Annotated in this window: 24 protein-coding genes and 1 tRNA gene; 6 read left to right on the top strand and 19 right to left on the bottom strand. The window is 38.0% G+C overall.

Annotation, left to right across the window (positions count from 1 at the left end):
* Positions 1-53 precede the first annotated feature (53 nt).
* A complete protein-coding gene (locus ACKTS5_RS17130; RefSeq protein WP_408045105.1) occupies positions 54-1,271 on the bottom strand; it encodes a GTP-binding protein in 1,218 nt (405 codons plus the stop codon).
* A gap of 167 nt (positions 1,272-1,438) precedes the next feature.
* Between ACKTS5_RS17130 and ACKTS5_RS17125 the strand changes: the two genes are divergently transcribed.
* Both ACKTS5_RS17125 and ACKTS5_RS17120 read left to right on the top strand, forming a co-directional pair.
* Positions 1,439-2,188, top strand: coding sequence for a hypothetical protein (locus ACKTS5_RS17125; RefSeq protein ID WP_408045104.1), 750 nt, complete (start codon positions 1,439-1,441; stop codon positions 2,186-2,188).
* A 12-nt stretch (positions 2,189-2,200) separates the two neighbouring features.
* On the top strand, positions 2,201-2,542 hold the full coding sequence (locus ACKTS5_RS17120) for an AraC family ligand binding domain-containing protein (protein ID WP_408045103.1): 342 nt from the start codon (positions 2,201-2,203) through the stop codon (positions 2,540-2,542).
* A 194-nt stretch (positions 2,543-2,736) separates the two neighbouring features.
* On the opposite strand, the gene ACKTS5_RS17115 is transcribed toward ACKTS5_RS17120, so the two are convergent.
* From ACKTS5_RS17115 to ACKTS5_RS17040, 16 genes are all read right to left on the bottom strand, one after another.
* Entirely contained in the window at positions 2,737-3,288 is a 552-nt protein-coding gene (locus tag ACKTS5_RS17115) for a hypothetical protein (protein WP_408045102.1), read from the bottom strand.
* On the bottom strand, positions 3,278-3,769 hold the full coding sequence (locus ACKTS5_RS17110) for an RNA polymerase sigma factor (RefSeq protein WP_408045101.1): 492 nt from the start codon (positions 3,767-3,769) through the stop codon (positions 3,278-3,280). The genes ACKTS5_RS17115 and ACKTS5_RS17110 overlap by 11 nt, the downstream gene beginning before the upstream one ends.
* The gene (locus tag ACKTS5_RS17105; RefSeq protein WP_408045100.1) at positions 3,766-4,617 is read right to left on the bottom strand and encodes an alpha/beta fold hydrolase; all 852 of its coding nucleotides are present in this window, start codon (positions 4,615-4,617) and stop codon (positions 3,766-3,768) included. Before ACKTS5_RS17105 ends, ACKTS5_RS17110 begins: the two co-directional genes overlap by 4 nt.
* A 219-nt stretch (positions 4,618-4,836) precedes the next feature.
* Entirely contained in the window at positions 4,837-5,418 is a 582-nt protein-coding gene (locus tag ACKTS5_RS17100) for a CHAP domain-containing protein (RefSeq protein WP_408045099.1), read from the bottom strand.
* A 144-nt stretch (positions 5,419-5,562) separates the two neighbouring features.
* On the bottom strand, positions 5,563-6,009 hold the full coding sequence (locus tag ACKTS5_RS17095) for a GNAT family N-acetyltransferase (protein WP_408045098.1): 447 nt from the start codon (positions 6,007-6,009) through the stop codon (positions 5,563-5,565).
* Positions 6,010-6,251: 242 nt separating this feature from the next.
* Positions 6,252-6,440 (bottom strand): DUF2798 domain-containing protein, encoded by a 189-nt coding sequence (locus ACKTS5_RS17090; protein ID WP_408045236.1) that lies wholly within the window; start codon positions 6,438-6,440, stop codon positions 6,252-6,254.
* A gap of 128 nt (positions 6,441-6,568) precedes the next feature.
* Positions 6,569-7,969: an aldehyde dehydrogenase gene (locus tag ACKTS5_RS17085; RefSeq protein WP_408045097.1), complete on the bottom strand. Its 1,401-nt coding sequence runs from the start codon at positions 7,967-7,969 to the stop codon at positions 6,569-6,571.
* A gap of 20 nt (positions 7,970-7,989) precedes the next feature.
* Positions 7,990-8,775, bottom strand: coding sequence for an SDR family NAD(P)-dependent oxidoreductase (locus ACKTS5_RS17080; RefSeq protein WP_408045096.1), 786 nt, complete (start codon positions 8,773-8,775; stop codon positions 7,990-7,992).
* Positions 8,776-8,891: 116 nt separating this feature from the next.
* Positions 8,892-9,266 (bottom strand): tautomerase family protein, encoded by a 375-nt coding sequence (locus ACKTS5_RS17075; protein ID WP_408045095.1) that lies wholly within the window; start codon positions 9,264-9,266, stop codon positions 8,892-8,894.
* A 1-nt stretch (position 9,267) separates the two neighbouring features.
* A complete protein-coding gene (locus ACKTS5_RS17070; protein ID WP_408045094.1) occupies positions 9,268-9,738 on the bottom strand; it encodes a hypothetical protein in 471 nt (156 codons plus the stop codon).
* A gap of 67 nt (positions 9,739-9,805) precedes the next feature.
* Positions 9,806-10,663: an alpha/beta fold hydrolase gene (locus tag ACKTS5_RS17065; protein WP_408045093.1), complete on the bottom strand. Its 858-nt coding sequence runs from the start codon at positions 10,661-10,663 to the stop codon at positions 9,806-9,808.
* A 92-nt stretch (positions 10,664-10,755) separates the two neighbouring features.
* A complete protein-coding gene (locus ACKTS5_RS17060; protein ID WP_408045092.1) occupies positions 10,756-11,322 on the bottom strand; it encodes a Crp/Fnr family transcriptional regulator in 567 nt (188 codons plus the stop codon).
* Positions 11,323-11,555: 233 nt separating this feature from the next.
* Positions 11,556-12,041 carry a GNAT family N-acetyltransferase gene (locus ACKTS5_RS17055; RefSeq protein ID WP_408045091.1) on the bottom strand — a complete coding sequence of 162 codons (486 nt, stop codon included), beginning with the start codon at positions 12,039-12,041 and terminating at the stop codon, positions 11,556-11,558.
* A gap of 74 nt (positions 12,042-12,115) precedes the next feature.
* On the bottom strand, positions 12,116-12,301 hold the full coding sequence (locus tag ACKTS5_RS17050) for a hypothetical protein (protein ID WP_408045090.1): 186 nt from the start codon (positions 12,299-12,301) through the stop codon (positions 12,116-12,118).
* A 269-nt stretch (positions 12,302-12,570) separates the two neighbouring features.
* Complete coding sequence (locus tag ACKTS5_RS17045) at positions 12,571-13,125, bottom strand: RDD family protein (protein WP_408045089.1); 555 nt, start codon at positions 13,123-13,125, stop codon at positions 12,571-12,573.
* A gap of 813 nt (positions 13,126-13,938) precedes the next feature.
* Positions 13,939-14,013 (bottom strand) — tRNA-Pro (locus ACKTS5_RS17040).
* Between the two features lie 164 nt (positions 14,014-14,177).
* Here ACKTS5_RS17040 and trxB point away from each other — a divergent pair.
* The 3 genes from trxB to ACKTS5_RS17025 all read left to right on the top strand — a co-directional run bounded on the left by trxB (position 14,178) and on the right by ACKTS5_RS17025 (position 17,307).
* The gene (gene trxB, locus ACKTS5_RS17035) at positions 14,178-15,116 is read left to right on the top strand and encodes a thioredoxin-disulfide reductase (protein ID WP_408045088.1); all 939 of its coding nucleotides are present in this window, start codon (positions 14,178-14,180) and stop codon (positions 15,114-15,116) included.
* Positions 15,117-15,277: 161 nt separating this feature from the next.
* Positions 15,278-16,420: a helix-turn-helix domain-containing protein gene (locus tag ACKTS5_RS17030; RefSeq protein ID WP_408045087.1), complete on the top strand. Its 1,143-nt coding sequence runs from the start codon at positions 15,278-15,280 to the stop codon at positions 16,418-16,420.
* Between the two features lie 44 nt (positions 16,421-16,464).
* Positions 16,465-17,307: a CPBP family intramembrane glutamic endopeptidase gene (locus tag ACKTS5_RS17025; RefSeq protein WP_408045086.1), complete on the top strand. Its 843-nt coding sequence runs from the start codon at positions 16,465-16,467 to the stop codon at positions 17,305-17,307.
* Positions 17,308-17,414: 107 nt separating this feature from the next.
* Here the strand turns inward: ACKTS5_RS17025 and ACKTS5_RS17020 are convergent, their stop codons facing one another.
* Positions 17,415-18,563, bottom strand: coding sequence for a histidine decarboxylase (locus ACKTS5_RS17020; RefSeq protein ID WP_408045085.1), 1,149 nt, complete (start codon positions 18,561-18,563; stop codon positions 17,415-17,417).
* Positions 18,564-18,725: 162 nt separating this feature from the next.
* On the opposite strand from ACKTS5_RS17020, the gene ACKTS5_RS17015 reads away from it, so the two are divergent.
* A complete protein-coding gene (locus tag ACKTS5_RS17015) occupies positions 18,726-19,178 on the top strand; it encodes an Lrp/AsnC family transcriptional regulator (RefSeq protein WP_408045084.1) in 453 nt (150 codons plus the stop codon).
* Here ACKTS5_RS17015 and ACKTS5_RS17010 read toward each other — a convergent pair whose 3' ends face one another.
* A complete protein-coding gene (locus ACKTS5_RS17010; protein ID WP_408045083.1) occupies positions 19,179-20,039 on the bottom strand; it encodes a rhomboid family intramembrane serine protease in 861 nt (286 codons plus the stop codon).
* Positions 20,040-20,077: the final 38 nt, after the last annotated feature.

Here is a 20,077-nt window from a genome sequence, read left to right as displayed (position 1 = left end):
ACCTAGATATACATACCTTGAAAATTCAAATTAACTTTCAAGGTAGTTGAAATCTAGTGCATAGGATAAGCGCGTTCCACTGGCCAACGATCTTCGTATCCTGTTTTCCATGACTGGGTAGTCAATTCTTGATCGGTAGCAAGGCAAGCGTCGAGGTTGGCAATAATCTCTTCTTGGTCTAGGTTTTGTCCTATAAAAACCAATTCGTTTTTTCGATCTCCAAATTCTCGGTGCCAATCTTTTTCGATATGCTGTTGGTTTTCAATAAAAACGGCATTACGCGTGCGTTGTTCAAAGTTCATGCTACTCCACCAAACACCTGCGCTGTCGGCTTTTAAGGAACCACCTGCTTGCCCCCAAACAAGAGCTTGTTCAGGTCTAGAAGCGATCCAAAAAAGTCCTTTACTGCGAATGATATTATCGTGGAAGTCTTCTTGAATATAACGGAGAAATCGTTCTGGATCGAACGGTTTTTTACTTCTGTATACAAACGACCCAATTCCGTATTCTTCGGTTTCTGGAGTATGAGAGGGTTTATTCAGCTCTTCAATCCAACCAGCACTCTGTTCTGCCTCTTCAAAGTTAAACAGTCCAGTATTTAAAATTTCACTGGGATCGATCTTACTGTAACTCGTTTCGAGTATACGTGCTTTGGGATTTAATTTTTGCAAGGTCGCTTTGAGTACGCCCAAGTGAACTTCAGTTACTAGGTCTGTCTTATTGAGGATGATTACATCGGCAAATTCCACCTGGTCCGTGAGTAAATTGACGATGGTTCTGTGGTCGCCTTCAATATCGGTAAGGTCACGGTCCATCAAAAGTTCAGGACTTCCGAAATCGTTAAAGAAATTATAAGCGTCGACCACGGTGACCATGGTATCTACATAGCTAAAACGAGACAGGTCAATCCCGTTTTCTTCGTCAACAAAAGAAAAGGTTTGCGCTACCGGAACGGGTTCGCTGATTCCAGTACTTTCAATAAGTAAGTAGTCAAAACGGTCTTCTTTTGCCAAGCGTTCTACCTCAACCATTAGGTCCTCCCGTAGGGTACAGCAGATGCAACCATTACTCATTTCTACTAATTTCTCTTCTGTTCTGGAAAGAGCATTTTCGTTTTTGACTAGGGCTGCGTCGACGTTTACCTCGCTCATATCATTCACTATAACAGCGACTTTAAGTCCTTGTTTGTTGTGAAGTACATGGTTGAGTAAGGTCGTTTTACCGGCTCCTAGAAAGCCGCTTAGGACGGTTACAGGTAATTTGCGATTCATGATGTGAGTTTTTGTACGGGGTAAAATTAAGGATTATACTTACTAAAAGCAACTTGGTTGCTTTATTTGGTTTTGCTGGGACTTTTATTATGATTTCAATCATATACCGGTAGCGATTAAATGCGTAATTTTAAGTCGTTCTAAATAATGAATTGAATAGGTGTATTATGAAAACATTTCAACTAGGTATTGTACTGCTGTTTTTTTTCGGGTGTAGTTATAAAAACAGCGATGCGGAGACTCAAAAGTTCGCAAGTGAGTTAAAAAAAGATCACTTTTCTTATACCGGGAATTACAGCTGGGCTTTTAACCTGATGGGCAAACAAGTATCTACTCATACGTTTTACCCAGATAGTATTGTGTATACCATGGAAGGAAAGGTGTATGCAACCCAGTATACCATGAAGAAATTATCGTACGAAAAAGCGAAGGGTAAATGGATAGGAGAAGATGAAAACGGCGTGGTATACGCGCTTTTTTTTAAGGAAAAGACCCCTAATACCCTTGTGTTGTACAAGCGAAAATGTAAGGATAAAGGGCTGAGAGAAGCTATCGATATGGAGGTGCCCGCTCCAGAAACCACTGAGGATCACGGTTGGAATTTGTACGCACGAAACGGTGCTGATGATTTGGATGTTTTGGAACTTACCGGAAGTTATACTCATGAAAATCACCGTCTCGTAATCAGTGATACCTTGCTGGAATTTGACGGAGAAGCAGTAACGAAGTTGAGCTTTCATTCAGGAGAACGCAGGTGGGTAGGGAAGCATAAAAATCGCTATTTGCAAGTTTTCTTTAAAAGTTTAGCACCTCGTGATTCTGTGCAATTGACAACTACTTGGGCCACAGACCTAGAAGCGTTGTATAAAACAAAGTACCAGTCGGTAATTACTTGGGAAACCTATGTAAAACAGTAAAATTTTAAACCTATGACTACAGCAAATATTTATCAGGATACAGTATTTAACCCGGACAAGCCTCTAATAAAGGTTTTGTTGGAAACTGATTTTACCAAAGAAATCAGAATTGCCATGCATCGAGGAACGCTGATGAAGGAACACAAAACGGCTTTTCCTATCGTTGTTGAAATAGTAGAGGGGAGTATTGACTTTGATGTACAAGGTACCAGTCATCCGCTAAAGAAAGGCGATTTAATTGCTTTAGAAGGAGGAGTGCCACACAGTTTGAAGGCAGGTGAAAATAGTATCATCAGATTGACCTTAACGAAAGATGATCGTACAAATCGCGTAGCAAAAGTTGTAGAGAAGTAGTATTTCGGGAAGGTATTTTTACAATAAAATTAAAAAGGAGTTGAGGTTTTTAAAGCACCTTGGCATTTTTGATTGCAGCGAGCTATCCGGAGAATGGAAATTTTACTCAGAAGAATTTAGAGCCTAAGTTCTTCTGAGTAAAAGTTTTTAATTTTAGAGTATTGCCTTGTTGTTGCAAGTAGCTTCACCACTGTTTATTGCTTCGTTAAATGTTTTAAAAATCGTTCTTCTTTACGGATGGTATTGGCAATAATTACCGTGATGATGGCGATGGAGAGAAATCCTGAAATTAAAACATAGGTGTAGAAGCCCGAGGAAAAAGAGGCTTTGAAGTAAGGTAATAACAAGTAAAATCCGAAGGTATACACCGCAATACAGACTGGGGTAATCGCCCAGTTAATGAGACGTCTGGTTTTGTAATACTTTTTTAAATAGCGATGGTAGGATTTTTGAGTCATAGAAATCAGTTGTTGTTCCTTGCGGTGTAACGAATAGAATTCCAAAACTATTCGGAAGCTTAGGCTGAATATCATTAGGAATAATCCTCCATTAAATGAGTTCCATTGAAAGTAGGAATAAAAAAGGGCGTAACTGATGAGTACCACAACAGTGCATGACATAATGCTAATGCTGATGTATTGTTTGTTGCGTTGCTGCTTAGCTTTAGTGAGGATATCGTGAGGAGTTTGCACTAGAGAAGGCGCTGCTTGGGCTCCCCATAGTTTGTTTAAATTATCATTTTCCATTGGTAATACATTTTAAAAGTGATTTTCGAATACGACTTAAACGCGTTCGCAATGTTCCGTGTGCTAGTCCAACAGTGTCGGCGATGGTGGCCTGAGGTATTTCTTCTAATTCCAACAGTATAAGCGCTCTGTTCTGCTCGTTTAGCTGGTCAATACAGTGGTACATTTTTTTTAGGTCTTCATTGGTGTCTCTTGGGGTGTCATCATCGCTGGAATCGGACAATAAATCGTTATGAATGGGAATGTTTTTTCGGGACTTGCGTAAATCTCCTAAGCAAACATTTACAGCAATTCTATATATCCAGGTGTCTATTGATGAATTTCCCTGAAATGAATGTCTGTGATTCCATACTTTTATAAAAGTTTCTTGCAGCCATTCATTGGCAAGTTCGTCGTTCCCGGTGGCATAGCCTAAACACAATCGATATACTTTTGAAGCTAGCGAGGTATAGATTTGTGTAAATTCTTGCTCTGAAATCATTTTTTTGACGCTAAAGTTATTTGTATTTGCTCTAAAAACCAATTCGGTTTGTCTAACATGATAAAGTGCGCACTGTTGTCGGCTATGATAAACTGATAATCTTTTAGGTTTGCGTACTGATTTTTATAGGTTTGGGTTACTGCTTTTTTACCGTAGGGTTGTGAGGCTGCTATGATGGTTACCGGAATGGATATCTTTTTTAAGGCCTCCCTAAGGTCTAGTTTGAGGTAATCGGTATAACCGTAAACATAGGTTTTTCGATCAGCGGTTAGGATCCAGTTTTTGATTTTTGTTTGCGCAGCGCGATTCAGACTCATGTTTTTAGACATCGCAGTGGCCATTTGTGTAAAGGTTTCCGCATTCATAGCGAGTTGTTGTTGGTTGTAGGGGCTATTGTACTGTAAGTTGTCGGGGTTAAAATTGGGAATCATCAAAGCCCCTGAAGCAGGGAGTGCATCTACGAGAACGATGTTTTTTAGTTGGAGTTCCTGTTGAGTGGCGAGCCAAGTAGCAATAGTTCCACCTAAACTGTGTCCGATAACAGTAGCGTGCTGTAGGTTGTTTTCTAGGATGTAGTTTTTAAGAGCGGTATTGACTGTAGGTAACCAAGGAAAAGCGATGGGCTCCTTACCGCCAAAACCCGCTAAGGTCACGAGGTGACATTCGTAATTTTTTTCGAGTTTTTTGGCCAGGGGTTGCCAAATGTCGCCAGGTACGGTAAATCCAGGAATCAACAGAATGGGAGCACCTTTACCTACGACTTCTACGTGAATTGGCGATTGTTTTTGTTGAGCGCAGTTAGCGCAGTAGGTAAGTAACAAGACAATGAGTAATACGGTGTTTTTCATTTTTTTAAGTTTTGATTTCCCTTTAGATGCACTATTAAAAAAATGTTACATGTTTTTTTAAAAAAAATCAGAATCTCAATAGTATGTCGGATAACAGCACACGAAAACAGGGTGTCCGAACCTGTGAATTAGTCAATTTTAACGCTGAGATTAGTAGCTAGGCAAAACTTTTTGATACTCCGTGAAAAAAACGGACGAGAAATGGACTTGTAGTACTCATTATTTCCGCAACCATCCCAGCAGCCGTTGGTGTTGTAGATACCATTGATTTTTTCGCTTTTCCAAAGGAATTCGTTCTCTAGAATTTCCAAAAGGACCTGTGTTTTGTTGGATGATTTCAATACTGCTTTCGGTGACCTCGGTGATGATGGCTACATGGCCATACTTGTTGGTGAGTGTGGCATCGAAAATTAGCAAATCATTAAGTTGAGGTTTCGTAGTACTAGGGTTGGTATATTGCCGTAAGTTTCGCTGGTTGTTTTTGTTCCCGTCTTTTACTGATCTGTCAAAAAAATCTTTGGCATGACCATAGCTGTTCGGCATTTTGTGATGTAGCGCTTCGAGGTAAAATCTTTTTACGAATTCAACACACTGGTATTTCAAACCAATATTATAACCGCTCTTATCGAGGTTTCTACCTTCTACACGATGCACCGGACCGTTGTAATAGACAGCAACTCCTCGATGTGAATCGATTTTCTGACCAATGTGGTATCGGGGATTGATATGAATGTAATGGCTGACTAGGAATAAGAGCAATGCTAAAATGATTCCGTACAGTAGGATTTTGACTTTTTTCACTTGAAGGCAATTTGATATAGCTAAAGGTACATGATAATTTTCTCTTTAGGAAGCGGAAGTTGATGGTAGCTGGGGTAAAATCCGAGCAACTCAAAAAAGAGTGCAGTTTCTTTAGGTCGCATAGGAGATAGCTGTGCTATCATCCTAACGCTGATAAATATTCGGAATGTGTTTTTCCATGTAGACTTCAGGATGCGGTAGTGCTGTAAAGCCAAACTTTTTGTACAGCCATGCTGCTGTATCTGTCAATAAAATCCAGCGTCGTAATCCTTGAAGGTTGGGGTGTTCGGTGATTTCTTGCATCAGCCATTTGCTAAGGCCTTTGCCTCGGTATTCGTTGAGGATGTACACATCTCCTAAATAAGCGATGGTCGAATAGTCCGAAATTATTCGGGCAAAGCCAATTTGTTTGTTCTCGTGATAGAGACCAAAATTCAAGGAGTTTTCAATTGAAGTTTTTACAGTATCGAAGGGAATTCCCTGAGCCCAATCGGTTTCGTTTGCTAGAAATTTATGGATGCTTTTTAGGTCCAATTTATGCTTGTCCGTTGAAATGGTGAACTCGTCTCTGTGTGCTTCTCTAATTTTCATAATCGTTTTTTATGGCATGCTCGCTTGTGTATACGCATTTAACTAGGCAGTAAAAGCAGGCCCGTTATTTTTGATGTCGGGGAAAGATACTTAAATAGTAGCAAAAGCACTTCATTAAGATTTGATTTATGGATTCTTATAACAACCTATAAGGTTAAAGCTTTATTTCATAGAAAAAGAAACCTATACTATTATAGATTTCTTTTGAAATTGTACTAATTCAGTAGTTCTTTCTCGACGGTCTATGAAGCTTTTGTTATAATAAATTCTACAAACTTTTCTACGGGTGGTGCTATAAAAAGAATTGCGGGGATGACAAAAAGATATGCGTATGCCCATGACTTAAACCAATTGGAAAAAAAGTTTTCATCGTATCCTATATTGATCAGTATCAAAGAGAATGAAATTATTCCTGTTGTAATGGATCCCATTAATAATGCAAAAATGATTTTCTTCTTAATTTGAGTTATTTTATCTTTCTCGCTACTCATTTTAGATAATTAATTAAGGTTAATACACGTCATTTTTAGCACAACGTGATTAAAAGTTGATATAAAAATTAGCTTAAAGCTTTTATTACTTTTAGTTGTTTTTCGCTGTATCCGTAGTATTTTAGATTGGTTTCTATGGCCGTAGGTTTATCAAGTACTCCTTTAAAATGCGAAAAGCACTCAAAACTGTATTTTCCATGGTAACGGCCCATACCGCTATTCCCAACACCACCAAAAGGAATATTAGGGTTGGTAACCTGCATAACACAGTCGTTTATCCCTCCACTTCCAAAAGGGATTTCGTTTAAGAAACGTTCTTTTACAGTGTTACTGTCAGAAAATAAATAGGCAGCTAGTGGTTTTTCAATTCCTTTTATAAGTGCGAAGGCTTCATCGATTGTTTCGTATTCAATTACCGGTAAAATAGGACCGAAAATTTCCTCTTGCATTACTGCATCGTCTAATGATACGTTGTCTAGAATTGTAGGAGTAATTCTTCTATCAGCGCTGTCGTAAGTGCCTCCATAATATACTTTGTCCGCATCGATTAGCCCGACAACTCTATCAAAGTTCCTTTTATTAATAATTTGAACGAAATTATTATTCTCTGCAGAAAAATTGGCTTTCTCAATTTCCTTTACCGCTAATTTTAAGAATTCCTCTTTTACATCTTTATGAACGAGCGCGTAGTCGGGGGCAATACATAATTGACCTGAATTCACAAATTTTGACCAAATCATTCTTTTTACACCTGTTTTTAAGGCGGCGTCTTTATGAAATACAACAGGGTTTTTACCTCCTAATTCTAAGGTAACATCTGTTAAGTGTTCTGCTGCAGCTCTGTTTACAATTTTTCCTACCATAGGACTTCCCGTAAAGAAAATCTTATCGTAACGTTGTTTTAAAAGTGCAGTAGTTTCAGGAATAGCGCCTTCAACAACTCTTAAATAGTTAGGATCAAAATTTTCATTGATAATTTTAGCCATTATTTTGCTCGTTTCTTCCGGAAGTTCACTAGGTTTTAACACAGTAGTATTTCCGGCAGCCATGGAACCAACTAAAGGAGTAAGGGAAAGGTTGTAAGGAAAATTCCAAGCGCCAATGACCAAGGTTACACCAAGAGGCTCTGGAACCAAGTAACTTTTAGCTGGGAAGTTTAACAAATTTGTTTTTACCGATTTGTGTTGCATCCATTTCTTTAAATTTTTTATTGAAATGTTGATTTCGTCAATCAAAGGGAAGAATTCTGTGAGCTGATTTTCATACTTAGATTTTCCAAAATCTTTAAAAATCGCTTTGTGCATGGCTTCTTCATTTTCTAATAGCAAGGCTTTGAGTTTTTTAAGCTGAGTAAGCCTAAAGTCTAACGATCTCGTTGCATTGCTATTAAAATATGCGCGTTGGTTTGCAACTAGTTGGTTTACGGCTACTTCAAAAGTACGTTCTTTATTTTCTGTGGTTGTATTCATGTTTTTATTTTTGATGAAAATTAGTGGGTTGATTGTTTTTTCATTCTTTCTATCAGCGCCTTTTTAGGCATAAATGGAATGAATTTTAATTCCATGCGTTGTTCCCATGGCAATCCTGCTATGACTTCAATTTTGCCTGCTAACATTGCATTATAACCTGCTTCGGCTACCTCTTTGGCACTGGCTGGTCTTTTATAAATTGGAGTTTTATTCATACCTGAAGCATCTCCAAAAGCTGTTTTTGTTGCGCCGGGTAATAAGGCGGTCATAGATACTCCCGTGCCGCTTAATTCACCTGATAGCGCATTGCTAAAGGAGGTTACATAAGCTTTGGTAGCAAAATAGACCGCTTGAAGAGGACCTGGTACTAAGCTTACTGTTGATGAAACATTTAGTATTTTACCAGAATCACGCGCTACGAAATCAGGCAAAAATTGCCTTGTTAAGGATGTTAGGGCTAGTACGTTCACCTGAATCATAGCCTGGTCTTTTGCCCAGTCTCTTTCATGAAAGGCTCCTACGCCACCAAAACCAGCATTGTTAATTAAATAATCTACTGCTATTTCATGACTTAACAACTCATCATGGATCTCTTGGGGAGCCGATAATTGAGTGAGATTTTTAACGATAGTATAGACCTTTATTCCATGTTCATTTTCCAGTTCGGTCTTTAAGTTTTTTAAACCTTCTGCATTCATGTCTACGGCGATAATATTACCTCCTCTTTTTGCGTGAATTCTTGAAAACTCTCTTCCAATTCCACTTGCAGCACCGGTTATCAAGGCTGTTTTCTCTGTTGTTTTCATACGATCTGTTTTATATGTTTACTTGTTTTTTATCTGAGTGCAAGTTACAATTGGTTGTTAGCTAGTAATTTACCATAGGGTAAAAAATTCCCTTGATATTAGCTTGCATTGAAATTCTATTTACAGCATTGCGCTTCTTCACCAGGGCTGGGTAGTACAGCACCTCGTCCAAAAACCCATTTGGCTTTTACCTCTAAAAAGTCCCAATGGATCTTGTTTTGATCTATGGCGATCACTTGAGATAATTCGTTTACTAAGGCAATTCCTAATGTTTTAAACATGCTATCAGTTCTATTTCCTCCTGTTCTTAAGATGCCTGAGATAATAAGCTCGTAGTCCTTTTCTAAGTGAAAGCCTGACCTAAACAAGACGGTGATTAATTCGGAAGGGACGTTGGTAACTGTACTGTGTAGATCCGTAATTTTTTTTGAGATACGTTTCTTTTGAATCGGCGTTAAATAGTTTTCTGTAAAGACTGTATAAACAGGCATTTTATTTTCTTTTATTGGTTGAATTGATTGTGTAAAGTCCTGTTTTTAGTGTGGTTGTTAGTAGTTGTGTTATAAGGGAAGTATAGTATTTTACTTTTCCTAATAATGAATAATGACTACTATTTCTTTTTAACAAAGAATTGAATGTCGTTTCGTCGAATGCACCAATTAGGATATCATTTAAATGCTGATTCGTTAGTAAAATCCAGTCTCTTGAGAGGGACTTAAAAAAATTGATTCGTTGGTTTTGTGAAATGTGCTGCTCACAACCAAATGTTATGATTGAAGGGGACTTCAATTGATAATTATTGTACGCATTCCCCTGCGCAATAATATTCCATACGACAATAGTTTTGCTTTTACTGATGTGTATTTTATAGTTCTGAACAACTATTTGTTCCAGGCTTCTCATCATTTTATTTGAGAAATGATTTTCTCCAACGGTTATGAGTATTTTATTGAGTACAGGCATGTGATATAGTGTTTAGATTGTTTTTATCGTTGTAGTAAAGCCTTAACTGTAAGCAAAAACCATTGCACTATTTTAAAATCAACTGTACGAAGTATTCAGAAATTTCATGAGCATAATCTTCTTGTAAGAAATGTGATCCAGGGAGTGGTATTAGAGGAATGTTTAATTTTTTTTGCAGAGGTATACCGTATTCTTTAAGTGTAAGCCCTTTGTCATTGATTCCCCAAATAATTTGTTTTGGGACCGATAAATTTGTTAGACTGCTGATATAGTCGGCTTCTTTTTCTTGGGTAGTTTCAAAGTTTCTCATAATCTTAAGAAAACTTTTTCCGTTGTCATCGCCATTGAGAAAGTCGACATATGCCTGAGCTTCTGTTAAATTAAATGCTTCTTTATTATGAATACCTCTAAGGTACATCAAATACTTAAAGACAAGCGCAGTAGTTGTTTTAAGAGCAAACTCTCCAAGATATTTTTTCTCGAATAGCGACATAGGAAAAGGTTTCTTAAACTCGGGGAGATTGGTTAGTAGCGTATTTAAAATAGTTACTGAAAGTACGCGTTCGGGGATCTTTGAGATTATTTCACAGGCTATTGGGCCTCCTATATCATGAAGTATGATATGAAAATTAGTAAGTTCTAACGCATTGATCAATTCCAAGGTCCATTCACCTAAATTTGTCCAATTGTAGTTGAAATCTTCAGGTCGATCACTTAAACCCATACCCAATAAATCAAAGCTGATAGCTCGTAGGTTTTTAGCGGCCAACTCGTGGATTAGTTTGCGGTAGAGGAAAGATGAGGCTGGTACGCCATGGAAACATATTACCGTTTCTCCAGCACCTTTCTCGTACACAAAAGCTCTTGTGTTTTCTAAATGAATAAAATGACCACTGCAAGAGTGTTTAATAGCTTCGTACTTCATAGTGTTAAAATAAAAAGGGAAATGCCCTGTGAATTATTACACTGCAAAGTTCTGTTGCGAAAAAAGTAGTTCTTTTACCCTAGGGTAAAAAATTAGGAGATCAGCTTCTTTCGTATTCTGCTTAAACTTTGTATAGTTATGCCCAGGTAAGAAGCGATATGAGATAGTTTGGCTCGGTGAAAAATTGTGGGGTATTCTTTTATTAGTTTGAGGTACCTGTATTCTGCTGACTCTGTATGAACACTCATTACTCTCCTGCTTAATGCAACTGTAAAATCAACGATGAGTTTTCTGTAGATGACATCGAAATTCGGGATATTTTTAGATGCTGTTTTTAAATGTTCTCTGGTCACTAACAAAAATTCACAATCTTCTAAAGCTTCAAAATTTAAAATATTTTCCCTGTCATTATAGAAACTGTCTGGTGAGGTGATCATCATATCTTCATTAGAAAACCAATGCGTTACTTCATTGCCGTCTAAATCGAAATAAAATATTCGCATCAAGCCTTTCGTGATGTAATAGAAATAATCACATTTATGACCTTGCTTAAGAAATACTTCTCCTTTCTTTACTTTGTGACTTTGAATATGTAAATCTAGTAATTTGTCATATCTATAAATATCATCTAGTGAAATATACTTGTCCGTTCTGACCAAAACCTATTAATTTTTAAGCTAACTAAAATTAATAAAAACTTTGTTATTTAGTTTGTTTTATTTTACTAGGATGTCTTTTTGTCGGAAAAACGGCCCTGTCGTTGTCTAGTTGTGTTGGTTTCTAGGTATCAAAAGGGCCTTATGCTATTACTGCTAGCCCCAAGTTAATTTGTAAGTGTGGGTATAGTTTTGTACTGTAGTTTTTTAGTTTATGACTATTACTAGTGGTTTATTTACTGTTGTAATTCAAACACAAACTCCTCAATTTCCTTCATACGAGCATTTGCAAATCCTTTTTCTGTTCCGATTTTAGTAAATCCACAATTCGTTAAGACTTTTTGAGAACCGATATTATCAAAAGCAACACGTCCATATATTGGTCTTGTCGTTTCTAACTTAAGAAACTCCCTTAGAGCAGAACTCGCAATTCCTTTACCCCAAAATTCTTTTCCAATCCAATACGTGATTTCTGCATTTCCATTCATTTCATATTTAGTAATGCTTCCTACAATAGTACCATCTTCTATCACAGTTTTAGTAGTTATTCTTTCGTCAGCCAATAACCTTGTCCACTTTTCCGTATACGCTTTTTTATCAGTAGGATCTTCTGACGTAAAAGCGGCTAAATAGTTTGCTTTTTTATCGAGTTGAAATTTGAAGAGCGTTTCCAAATCATTTTGAGTAGTAGGTCTTAATGTGATATCAATAATTTTTTTCATGTTCATAGGTTTAAGTGGTTTTCAACAAGTTTGTACATATTGTATAGGGCACGCTGTATCTGTTTTCGAACGGTTTATTTTAGGTATTTCAGATGTTCTGTTCCCCAAATCTTACTCCCTTTTAGCACATCGAGAACAATTGTACTCTTCTTCTTTGTCTTCCAGTGTAATATTTTCTTCAAATTGCCATTCAACGTTAGGTCGATTGGGAGTGTCGCTACCAACAAAGTAGCTATACGCGCTACTTTCACGTTTAGCATTTACTCAATTTGATAAAGCTGATACTATTTTAGGCCTATCTGGAATTTGATCCTTTGCTAAAGCAACCAGCCATTTGGGGTTTTATGTTTCCCATTTTTCATTCATTTCATTATAAGATTAGGTTTTTCATCGAGTTTCATTTTAATGCAACGTAAACGATGTTGTACAACGGTCTCGTATTATCATCTATGAGGTCCAGCTACGCCAAAATTACTGTCCTAGTCGAATCTGCCGTGATTGCAGCTATAGTTTCCTGGTAACTGGCCTTTTACCATTTCATCATGCTTCTAAATGTTCCTGCCAGTGTGAATTGTAATGCCGTAATTAAAGCCATGAATAGCATTCCGATTACTAGGCTTATTATAATTTGACCAATTTTTATTTCAGTTTTCAAAGTTTTATCATCAGAAATTACTTTTGTACCCGCGATATGATCTCCAATTCTACGTTCGGGTGAGAAAAGAGAAAAAATAACCTCAATTGGCCAAAAGATTAAGGTTAGGTTTCTAATGAATGATTTTAAAGGATTCGCTATTTCTCCTGTTTTATGATCAACAATTACCAGCCCAAGAATTCTTTTAGCGGGACTTTTTCCTCTAATTGCATCTTTGTTTAAGTATATGGAGAAGATCATTGTTCCCAAAAATAGGGGAATGATTATAAACCATTCAGGTAGATCATCGTTCGTAGGGATTCCCAATAATAAGAGCCCAATTCCTGCAAGGATAAATAGAATTATTACAATTCCAAAAGTCATAATGAAATGGTCTAAAAGCATTGATGCCAATCTAATTCCGATGATTCTGTTTTTTTCGTTTGTCATTTTTTAGCTTATTGTCAAGGTTGTTGTAGTTGAAAAGTAGCGGATTTTATACCTTCTCTTTTCGGATTATTATTGATGCTTGATTTATTTTCTTCAGATTACGCGATTCATCCGCTATTTTATATTCGTTGCGCTGTGATGCTCTTCATTATTGTGTTCATCTCGTTGTTGTGAGCTGTATTATAGACAGTTTGATGATCGTAATTGGAAAAATCAACTCCAATTTCTAATAAGAAAAAAGTAAAGGGTACCGTTGAAAAAATAGTACTAAAATTCATAGTTCATGTCAGAAATTGGGCGCAACTTTTTTATATACAATACTTTCATCTTTTTTGTGCAACCAATTTGGCTGACTAAGCAGAAGTTCAGCTTGGCATTCTACTGCTTAGTGTCCACAATAAAAAAGTAAAAATTCTTAGCTGAGGTCAATGTAGGCATGTTTTGATAAATTATCAAACGTATTTTTAAGTTTCCTATTAAATAGTTGACTAAATACTTAACACTAGTGCCGAAGCCTTTTGGGTGAGGTACATACCGACATGAGTCCTTATTGTAGAACTGTAGCGTAATGCCCTACATGGACTGTCAAATTTGTTGTGTGCTAAATCCTGAACATCGTCGGTTGGCCTGTGTTCAGATTTCGGAGAGGGGAGTTTAGTAAAGGCACAAGTCAAGTCATTACGAAAGCTCAATTAAAATCAGAAACAAGGTGAAGAGCGTTTATAGCTGTTTGTAGATTTTTGAAGTGAGATTAAGAAAACCTCCAACAATGAAAAAACCTTAAAAGTTTGTACTAAACTTCTAAGGTTTTTGTCGGGGTGGCAGGATTCGAACCTGCGACCTCCTGCTCCCAAAGCAGGCGCGATGACCGGGCTACGCTACACCCCGTTTTTCATTGGGACTGCAAAGGTATCAAAAAAAATAGATTGCACAAGAAAAAAATAAAAAAATGTAATATTTTTCTTCTTTATCGACCAATAACCAAATTATATAGTCCTACGTGGAAAAAAAATAAAAATAAACTACATTTGTAATCATTAATTAAAAGAGATATGGCAGAAAAAATTAAATGTTTGATTATAGGTTCTGGACCAGCAGGTTATACTGCAGCAATTTATGCCGCTAGGGCTGATATGAAACCAGTAATGTACACGGGAATGCAAATGGGAGGACAGTTAACAACCACTACAGAAGTAGATAACTTTCCTGGATATCCAAATGGAACCGATGGTACCGCTATGATGGAAGATTTAAAAAATCAAGCTGAGCGTTTCGGTACAGAAGTGCGTTTTGGTATGGTGACCAAGGTAGATTTTTCGAAAGAAGAAGGAGGGATCCATAAGGTTGTTGTTGACGAAACAACAGAATTAGAAGCTGAAACAGTGATTATTTCTACCGGAGCTACTGCAAAGTACTTAGGTTTGGAAAGTGAACAACGCTTGATTGGTGGAGGTGTTTCTGCTTGTGCTACTTGTGATGGATTCTTTTATAAAGGACAAGACGTAGTAGTGGTTGGAGCAGGTGATACTGCTGCTGAAGAAGCTACCTATTTGGCTAATATCTGTAATAAGGTGACCATGTTGGTACGTAAAGATTATATGAGAGCGTCAAAAGCAATGCAACACCGCGTGAGCAAAACAGCTAATATCGAAGTACTTTTCAATACGGAAATAGATGAGGTATTAGGAGCGAATGTAGTGGAAGGTGTGCGCGCTGTCAATAATCAATCAGGTGAAAAAACAGATATTCCTGTAACAGGGGTATTCATCGCTATTGGCCATACGCCAAATACACAGTTGTTTAAAGGAGTATTGGATATGGATGAAACTGGGTATTTACTTACCAAAGGAAAGTCGACCAAAACAAATCTTCCAGGAGTTTTTGCTGCAGGAGATGTTCAGGATAAAGAATACCGCCAGGCAGTAACGGCAGCAGGTACAGGATGTATGGCTGCGTTGGATGCAGAGCGTTATTTAGGAGCTTTAGAATAGGCACTAAATATTATGAATTATCACAAAAGCCTCCCTTGTGGAGGCTTTTGCTTTTGTAGTGCCCCCTTGTTCGAGCGCTCTACAAATGGAAAAGTTTCGGACTTCAAGAAGCTTTCACCCCGTTAAATTTTACTAACTTCGGAACGTAAATTGTAAGAATTGTGGAGTTTTTAGTCTATTCTGGTCTGACCAGCTTTTTGTTTTTACTAGTGCTACTAGCAAAGAGGTTTCGAAAATCTTTTGCTCATCGCTTGCTGTTTTTTTTGGTCTTGTGCTTGGCATTTATTTTCGGAGGTTATGCCAGCACCTATATGAAGTTGGCTTGGCTGCAGGCAGCAGTTCTTCCTTTAGCGATTTGTATGCCCCTGGCATTAGGACCGCTGTTACGGGCTTATATCCACGCCATATACAACCGCAGTAAAACGGTAAATAACTTATTGAGAAATCTATTGCCGTTTGCGATCGTTGTATTTTTGTTTAGCTTACCGAAGTATTTGCAAGTAGCCTTCTATGTGCCGACGAGCCGTTTGGGTATGTTGGTATATTCAGGGATCGCAGTATTTAGTATCCTGCATCTCATATACTTCTTAATTGGAAATACTCGTTGGCTGCGTTTTTACGAACGAAAATTAAAGCAGCAATACACTTCCTTAACTGACAGAGATTTGAGATGGTATCGAACTTGGGTTCGTGGATTAATCATTTTTGTCCTAGTCGATATGAGTGCTGTGCCCCTCTTACTTTGGAAAGATTCGGTACTGTTAACAGTGCAATTAAACTTGCTCTTTTTTGTGGGGCTCATATGGTGGTTGTGTTATTGGGGAATACACCAGCCTGCCATTTTTTTGGTTTCCGATGCGGAGGAAGAAAGTTCTCCCCGAGTTTCCAATACTGCCGTAGTTCCAGAAATAGGGAAGGAACTCAACAAAGAAGACACTGAGTTGCGTGCTGCATTGGAACGTTTGTTTGCAAAAGAGAACATATACTTGCGGCAAGATTTGAGTTTGGATATCCTTGCAGCCCACATGGGGGTCAGTAATAAAAAAATATCACAACTCTTAAACGAAGGGCTCGATACGAGTTTTTACGATTACGTAAATACGTATCGCATAGCTCATTTTAAACAACGCCTACAGGCAGGAGAAGCACAACAGTTAACCCTATTAGCATTAGCATTCGATTCGGGCTTTAACTCCAAGGCAACTTTTAATCGCGTGTTTAAACAAAGAGAAGGAGTAACACCACTACAGTATAAAAAAAAGCAAGAAAAAGGTCTCATGGCTTCCGTTGAGACGATTGATTAGTTGATTATCACGTGATTTGCTCAAAAATTAAATGAGTATAGTCTATGATACAAATAACGACAACAACTACAGAAATTAAGAACGACGCCAAACGAAAAGCACAAATTTATATACTCAGTGTATTGGGATTATCGTGGGTAATCGGATTTGTTGGGCTTCACCTTATCGAATTTAAGAGTCTCTTGCCTCGGGTATTGCTGATACTTTGCTACGGATTCTTGCCAGCGATGTTAGCCGTGTTTTTTAATAAAAGAGCAGGAGGTACCTGGCGCGATTTACAGTTTGTAAAGCCTTCGTGGAAATCAATAGTAATAGCCTTGGTTATTCCGGCTGTCTATGTGATTCTCGGTTTTTACCTTCAGGTACAACTGGGGTATAGGAGTAAGCCCGATTGGTCGGTATTTGGAGGTCATGTCCAATTGCTGTTGAGTACCGTTGGAGGATTATTTTTAACCTGTTTGTTAGTACTAGGAGAGGAAATAGGTTGGCGAGGGTATTTACAAGGAAAAATGTTTCAGGCTTTTGGTGAATTTAGAGGAACAATTTTGCTAGGGCTTGTATGGGGTATTTGGCATTTGCCCGTTGCTTTAACTGGGTATAATTTTCCTGAGCATCCGTATTTAGAAGCCTTTATTACGTATCCTTTGGCCTGTGTTGCCTTTTCGTTAATCATTGCCTATTTCGGTAGTTGGAAGCACTCGATATGGGTGGCCGCCGTATTCCACGGAGCCAACAATCACTTTAATATGATCGCTTTGAGTACTACGGACCTGCTTGATTCTTGGAGTTTTGCTTGGTTGAGTAATGCCATTTGTGTTGATCTCATCTTGATTTTTGGAGGGTTGTATTGGCTAAAATTGAAAAAGAAAAGGTCGCGAGTAAACTAATGGGAAAATTGCTAGCTGTGAAAAGCAAAAAGGAGATCTATACCGATCTCCTTTTTTTGTCGCATATAAAATGCAACTGGGTGTCCCTCCCCAAATTTTCCTCTCTTTTAATAATAGGCTGGTTCTTCGAGCTCAGCCTGCATCGGTAATACCTGTTCTACATCGCTAATAAACGCATCAATTTGCGCTTTGGTGACATTGGGCATACAGATGATGTGTGTAATATTTTCTTCAGTTGCTAACTGCCATTTATCTTTTATCTCGCTAGGCATTTTTGGGAGTACTACCGTGATACTTCCCGGGTTGGTCCAGGCATTAATACCGAGTTTTAGCAATTCGTGCTTACAGTACTCAGCAACTTCTAAACTGTGTTCATAACGAGCTCTGAGACCTTCAACACCCATTTTTTGAATGGCGTACCACAAGAATAGTGGACTGTGCCCATTTCTCGAACCTGTTATGGTCGTGTCTAAAGAACCGATATACGAAATTCCTTTAGAAACGCGATCGCGCAAAGAGCGCTTGGTAACGATAACTCCAGCCGGAATTGGCGATCCTATAAATTTGTGTCCACTGATAGAGATACTGTCAGCACCATCGACAAAATCAAAAGGTACTCGCGGGGTAGCAAAGGCTCCGTACGAACCTGCTAAGGCAGCATCACAATGAATGTAATGATCGTGTATCGCGAGTTTTCGCAATATACTTTTTACGCGTGAAACATCGTCTTTAGCTTCCTTCATTGTGGTTCCGTGAGTGGTTAAGACAATGGCGGGCTTATGACGGTTAAATTTTAGTGTTTCTTCGAGATCGGTATAGTCGATTTCTCCATTTTCCTGAGAGCGAATTACGATGCTCGGAATGTTGAGTAAGTGGATATTTTTCTTAACACTGTAATGGGTAGATTCTGAATAGTACACCATGGCCTTCGGAAACATCTCTCTAGCGATGTACAATCCGTACAAATTACTCTCCGATCCACCGTTGGTAACATATCCCCAATAATCTTTCGGGTTGGCTCTGAATAGCTTCGCAAAAAAGTCAACGACTTCGCGTTCTATTTCATGTGTTTGAACTTTATAGGTACTGCTTTCAAAAGGATCCCCTAAGTTATTGATGGGGTACTGTAAAAACTCGTATAGCGGCTCGTAATTAAAATCTTTTGACACCGGATATCCTAAGAAGGAATCTCTCGCTTCGCGTACATCATTTAATAAAGCCGTTAATTTTTCTGTGGTACTAACTTTCGTGTTCATCTGCTATTTCTACTTAAGTTATATCCGCAAATGTAGTGTTTAGAAGAAAATACTACCATAATAATAGTATATTTAGATTATAATACTGTTTTGTTTGATTTTAAAGATTATTTTTGCATAGCACGTACACTTAGCATAAAGATTTAGAAAATACCACTGATTATGGATCGTATTGACAAGAAAATTTTGAGGGAATTACAAGAAAATGCCAAGCAAAACACGAAAGAAATTGCCGCAAAAGTTGGACTGACAGCGACACCGACCTATGAGCGTATCAAAAAATTGGAGCGTGAGGGCTATATAGATAAGTACGTGGTACTACTCGACAGCGCTAAGATTGGCAAGCAAATTATTGCATACTGTCAAATTACGCTTTTTAAGCACCAGCGCAGTTTAATAGACTCTTTTAAAGATACGATGCTCCAATTGCCCGAAGTTATGGAGTGCCATCACGTGTCAGGGAATTTTGATTTTTTATTGAAAATTGCCGTTCGAGATATGAATGATTTCCAAGAATTCATCAATGAAAAACTGTCGGTAGTGGAGGGGATTTCTACAATACACAGTTCCTTTGTGATGCGTTCGTTTAAAAACTCTACGGCGTTTCCGCTGTAGTTATTTTTTTTGATTTTTAGAGTAACGAGCTAGGGTTTGACGTTCTTTTTCCGATAAGCTATCGTAGCCTTTCCTGTTGATTTTTTCTAGGAGAGCATCAATTTCTTTTTGCTCATTAGCACGCGCTTCGTTATAGCGGTCATCTAGGCTTTGCGCGGTTTTACTGGTGGTATTGCGAAAGACCTTCATGTTAGGTTTTTTTTGTAAAAAGCTAAAATTTGTACGCGTATAAACAACGTAAACGATGATGGGAACGACGCTTAGTGAAATCGGAAGGTAATTTTCTACGAGGGCATGTGGGTACAGGAGTACGGCAATGATGAGTCCGGTAATGGCTCCACCTAAATGGGCATCGTGACCGATATTATCGTTATTGCTTCGCATACCGTAAACAGTATAACCGATATAAAGCAATCCAAACAACCAGCTAGGAATTCCTATCGGAATAAAAAACAGGCTTAATTTCAAGTCAGGAAACAGGGCAATAGCGGCAAAAATAACCCCAGAAACTGCTCCAGAGGCTCCGATAGCACTGTAGTACCAATTGTTTTTATTCATGTACAAAGAAAGGGTACTACCGGCTAATAAGCTTGCGAAATACAACAGTGCAAAGTTGAAGATTCCTAATTGAAACTCTAGCAATGAAGCAAAAGAGTAAAAGCTAAACATATTAAATAGCAGGTGGCTCCAGTCTGCGTGAAGAAAGCCAGAAGTAAGCATGCGCTTGTAATCTTTCTGGTTTAAAATAGCTCCGACATTGAACTTGTAGCGGTTAAAGAAAGACATGTTTTCAAAACCTTGATACGAGAAGGCAATAGTAGCTAATAGGATACAAATTCCGAAGATTCCGAGTTCAGGCATTCCGTGATATTTAAAAGTGAGCAATCTGTCGTGCAAGT

Origin of the sequence: Tenacibaculum litopenaei (genome assembly GCF_964514025.1) — a bacterium.
Lineage (GTDB): Bacteria > Bacteroidota > Bacteroidia > Flavobacteriales > Flavobacteriaceae > Polaribacter > Polaribacter litopenaei.
Note: the sequence above shows the minus strand (reverse complement) of the source record. Positions and strands in the feature narration are given on the sequence as shown.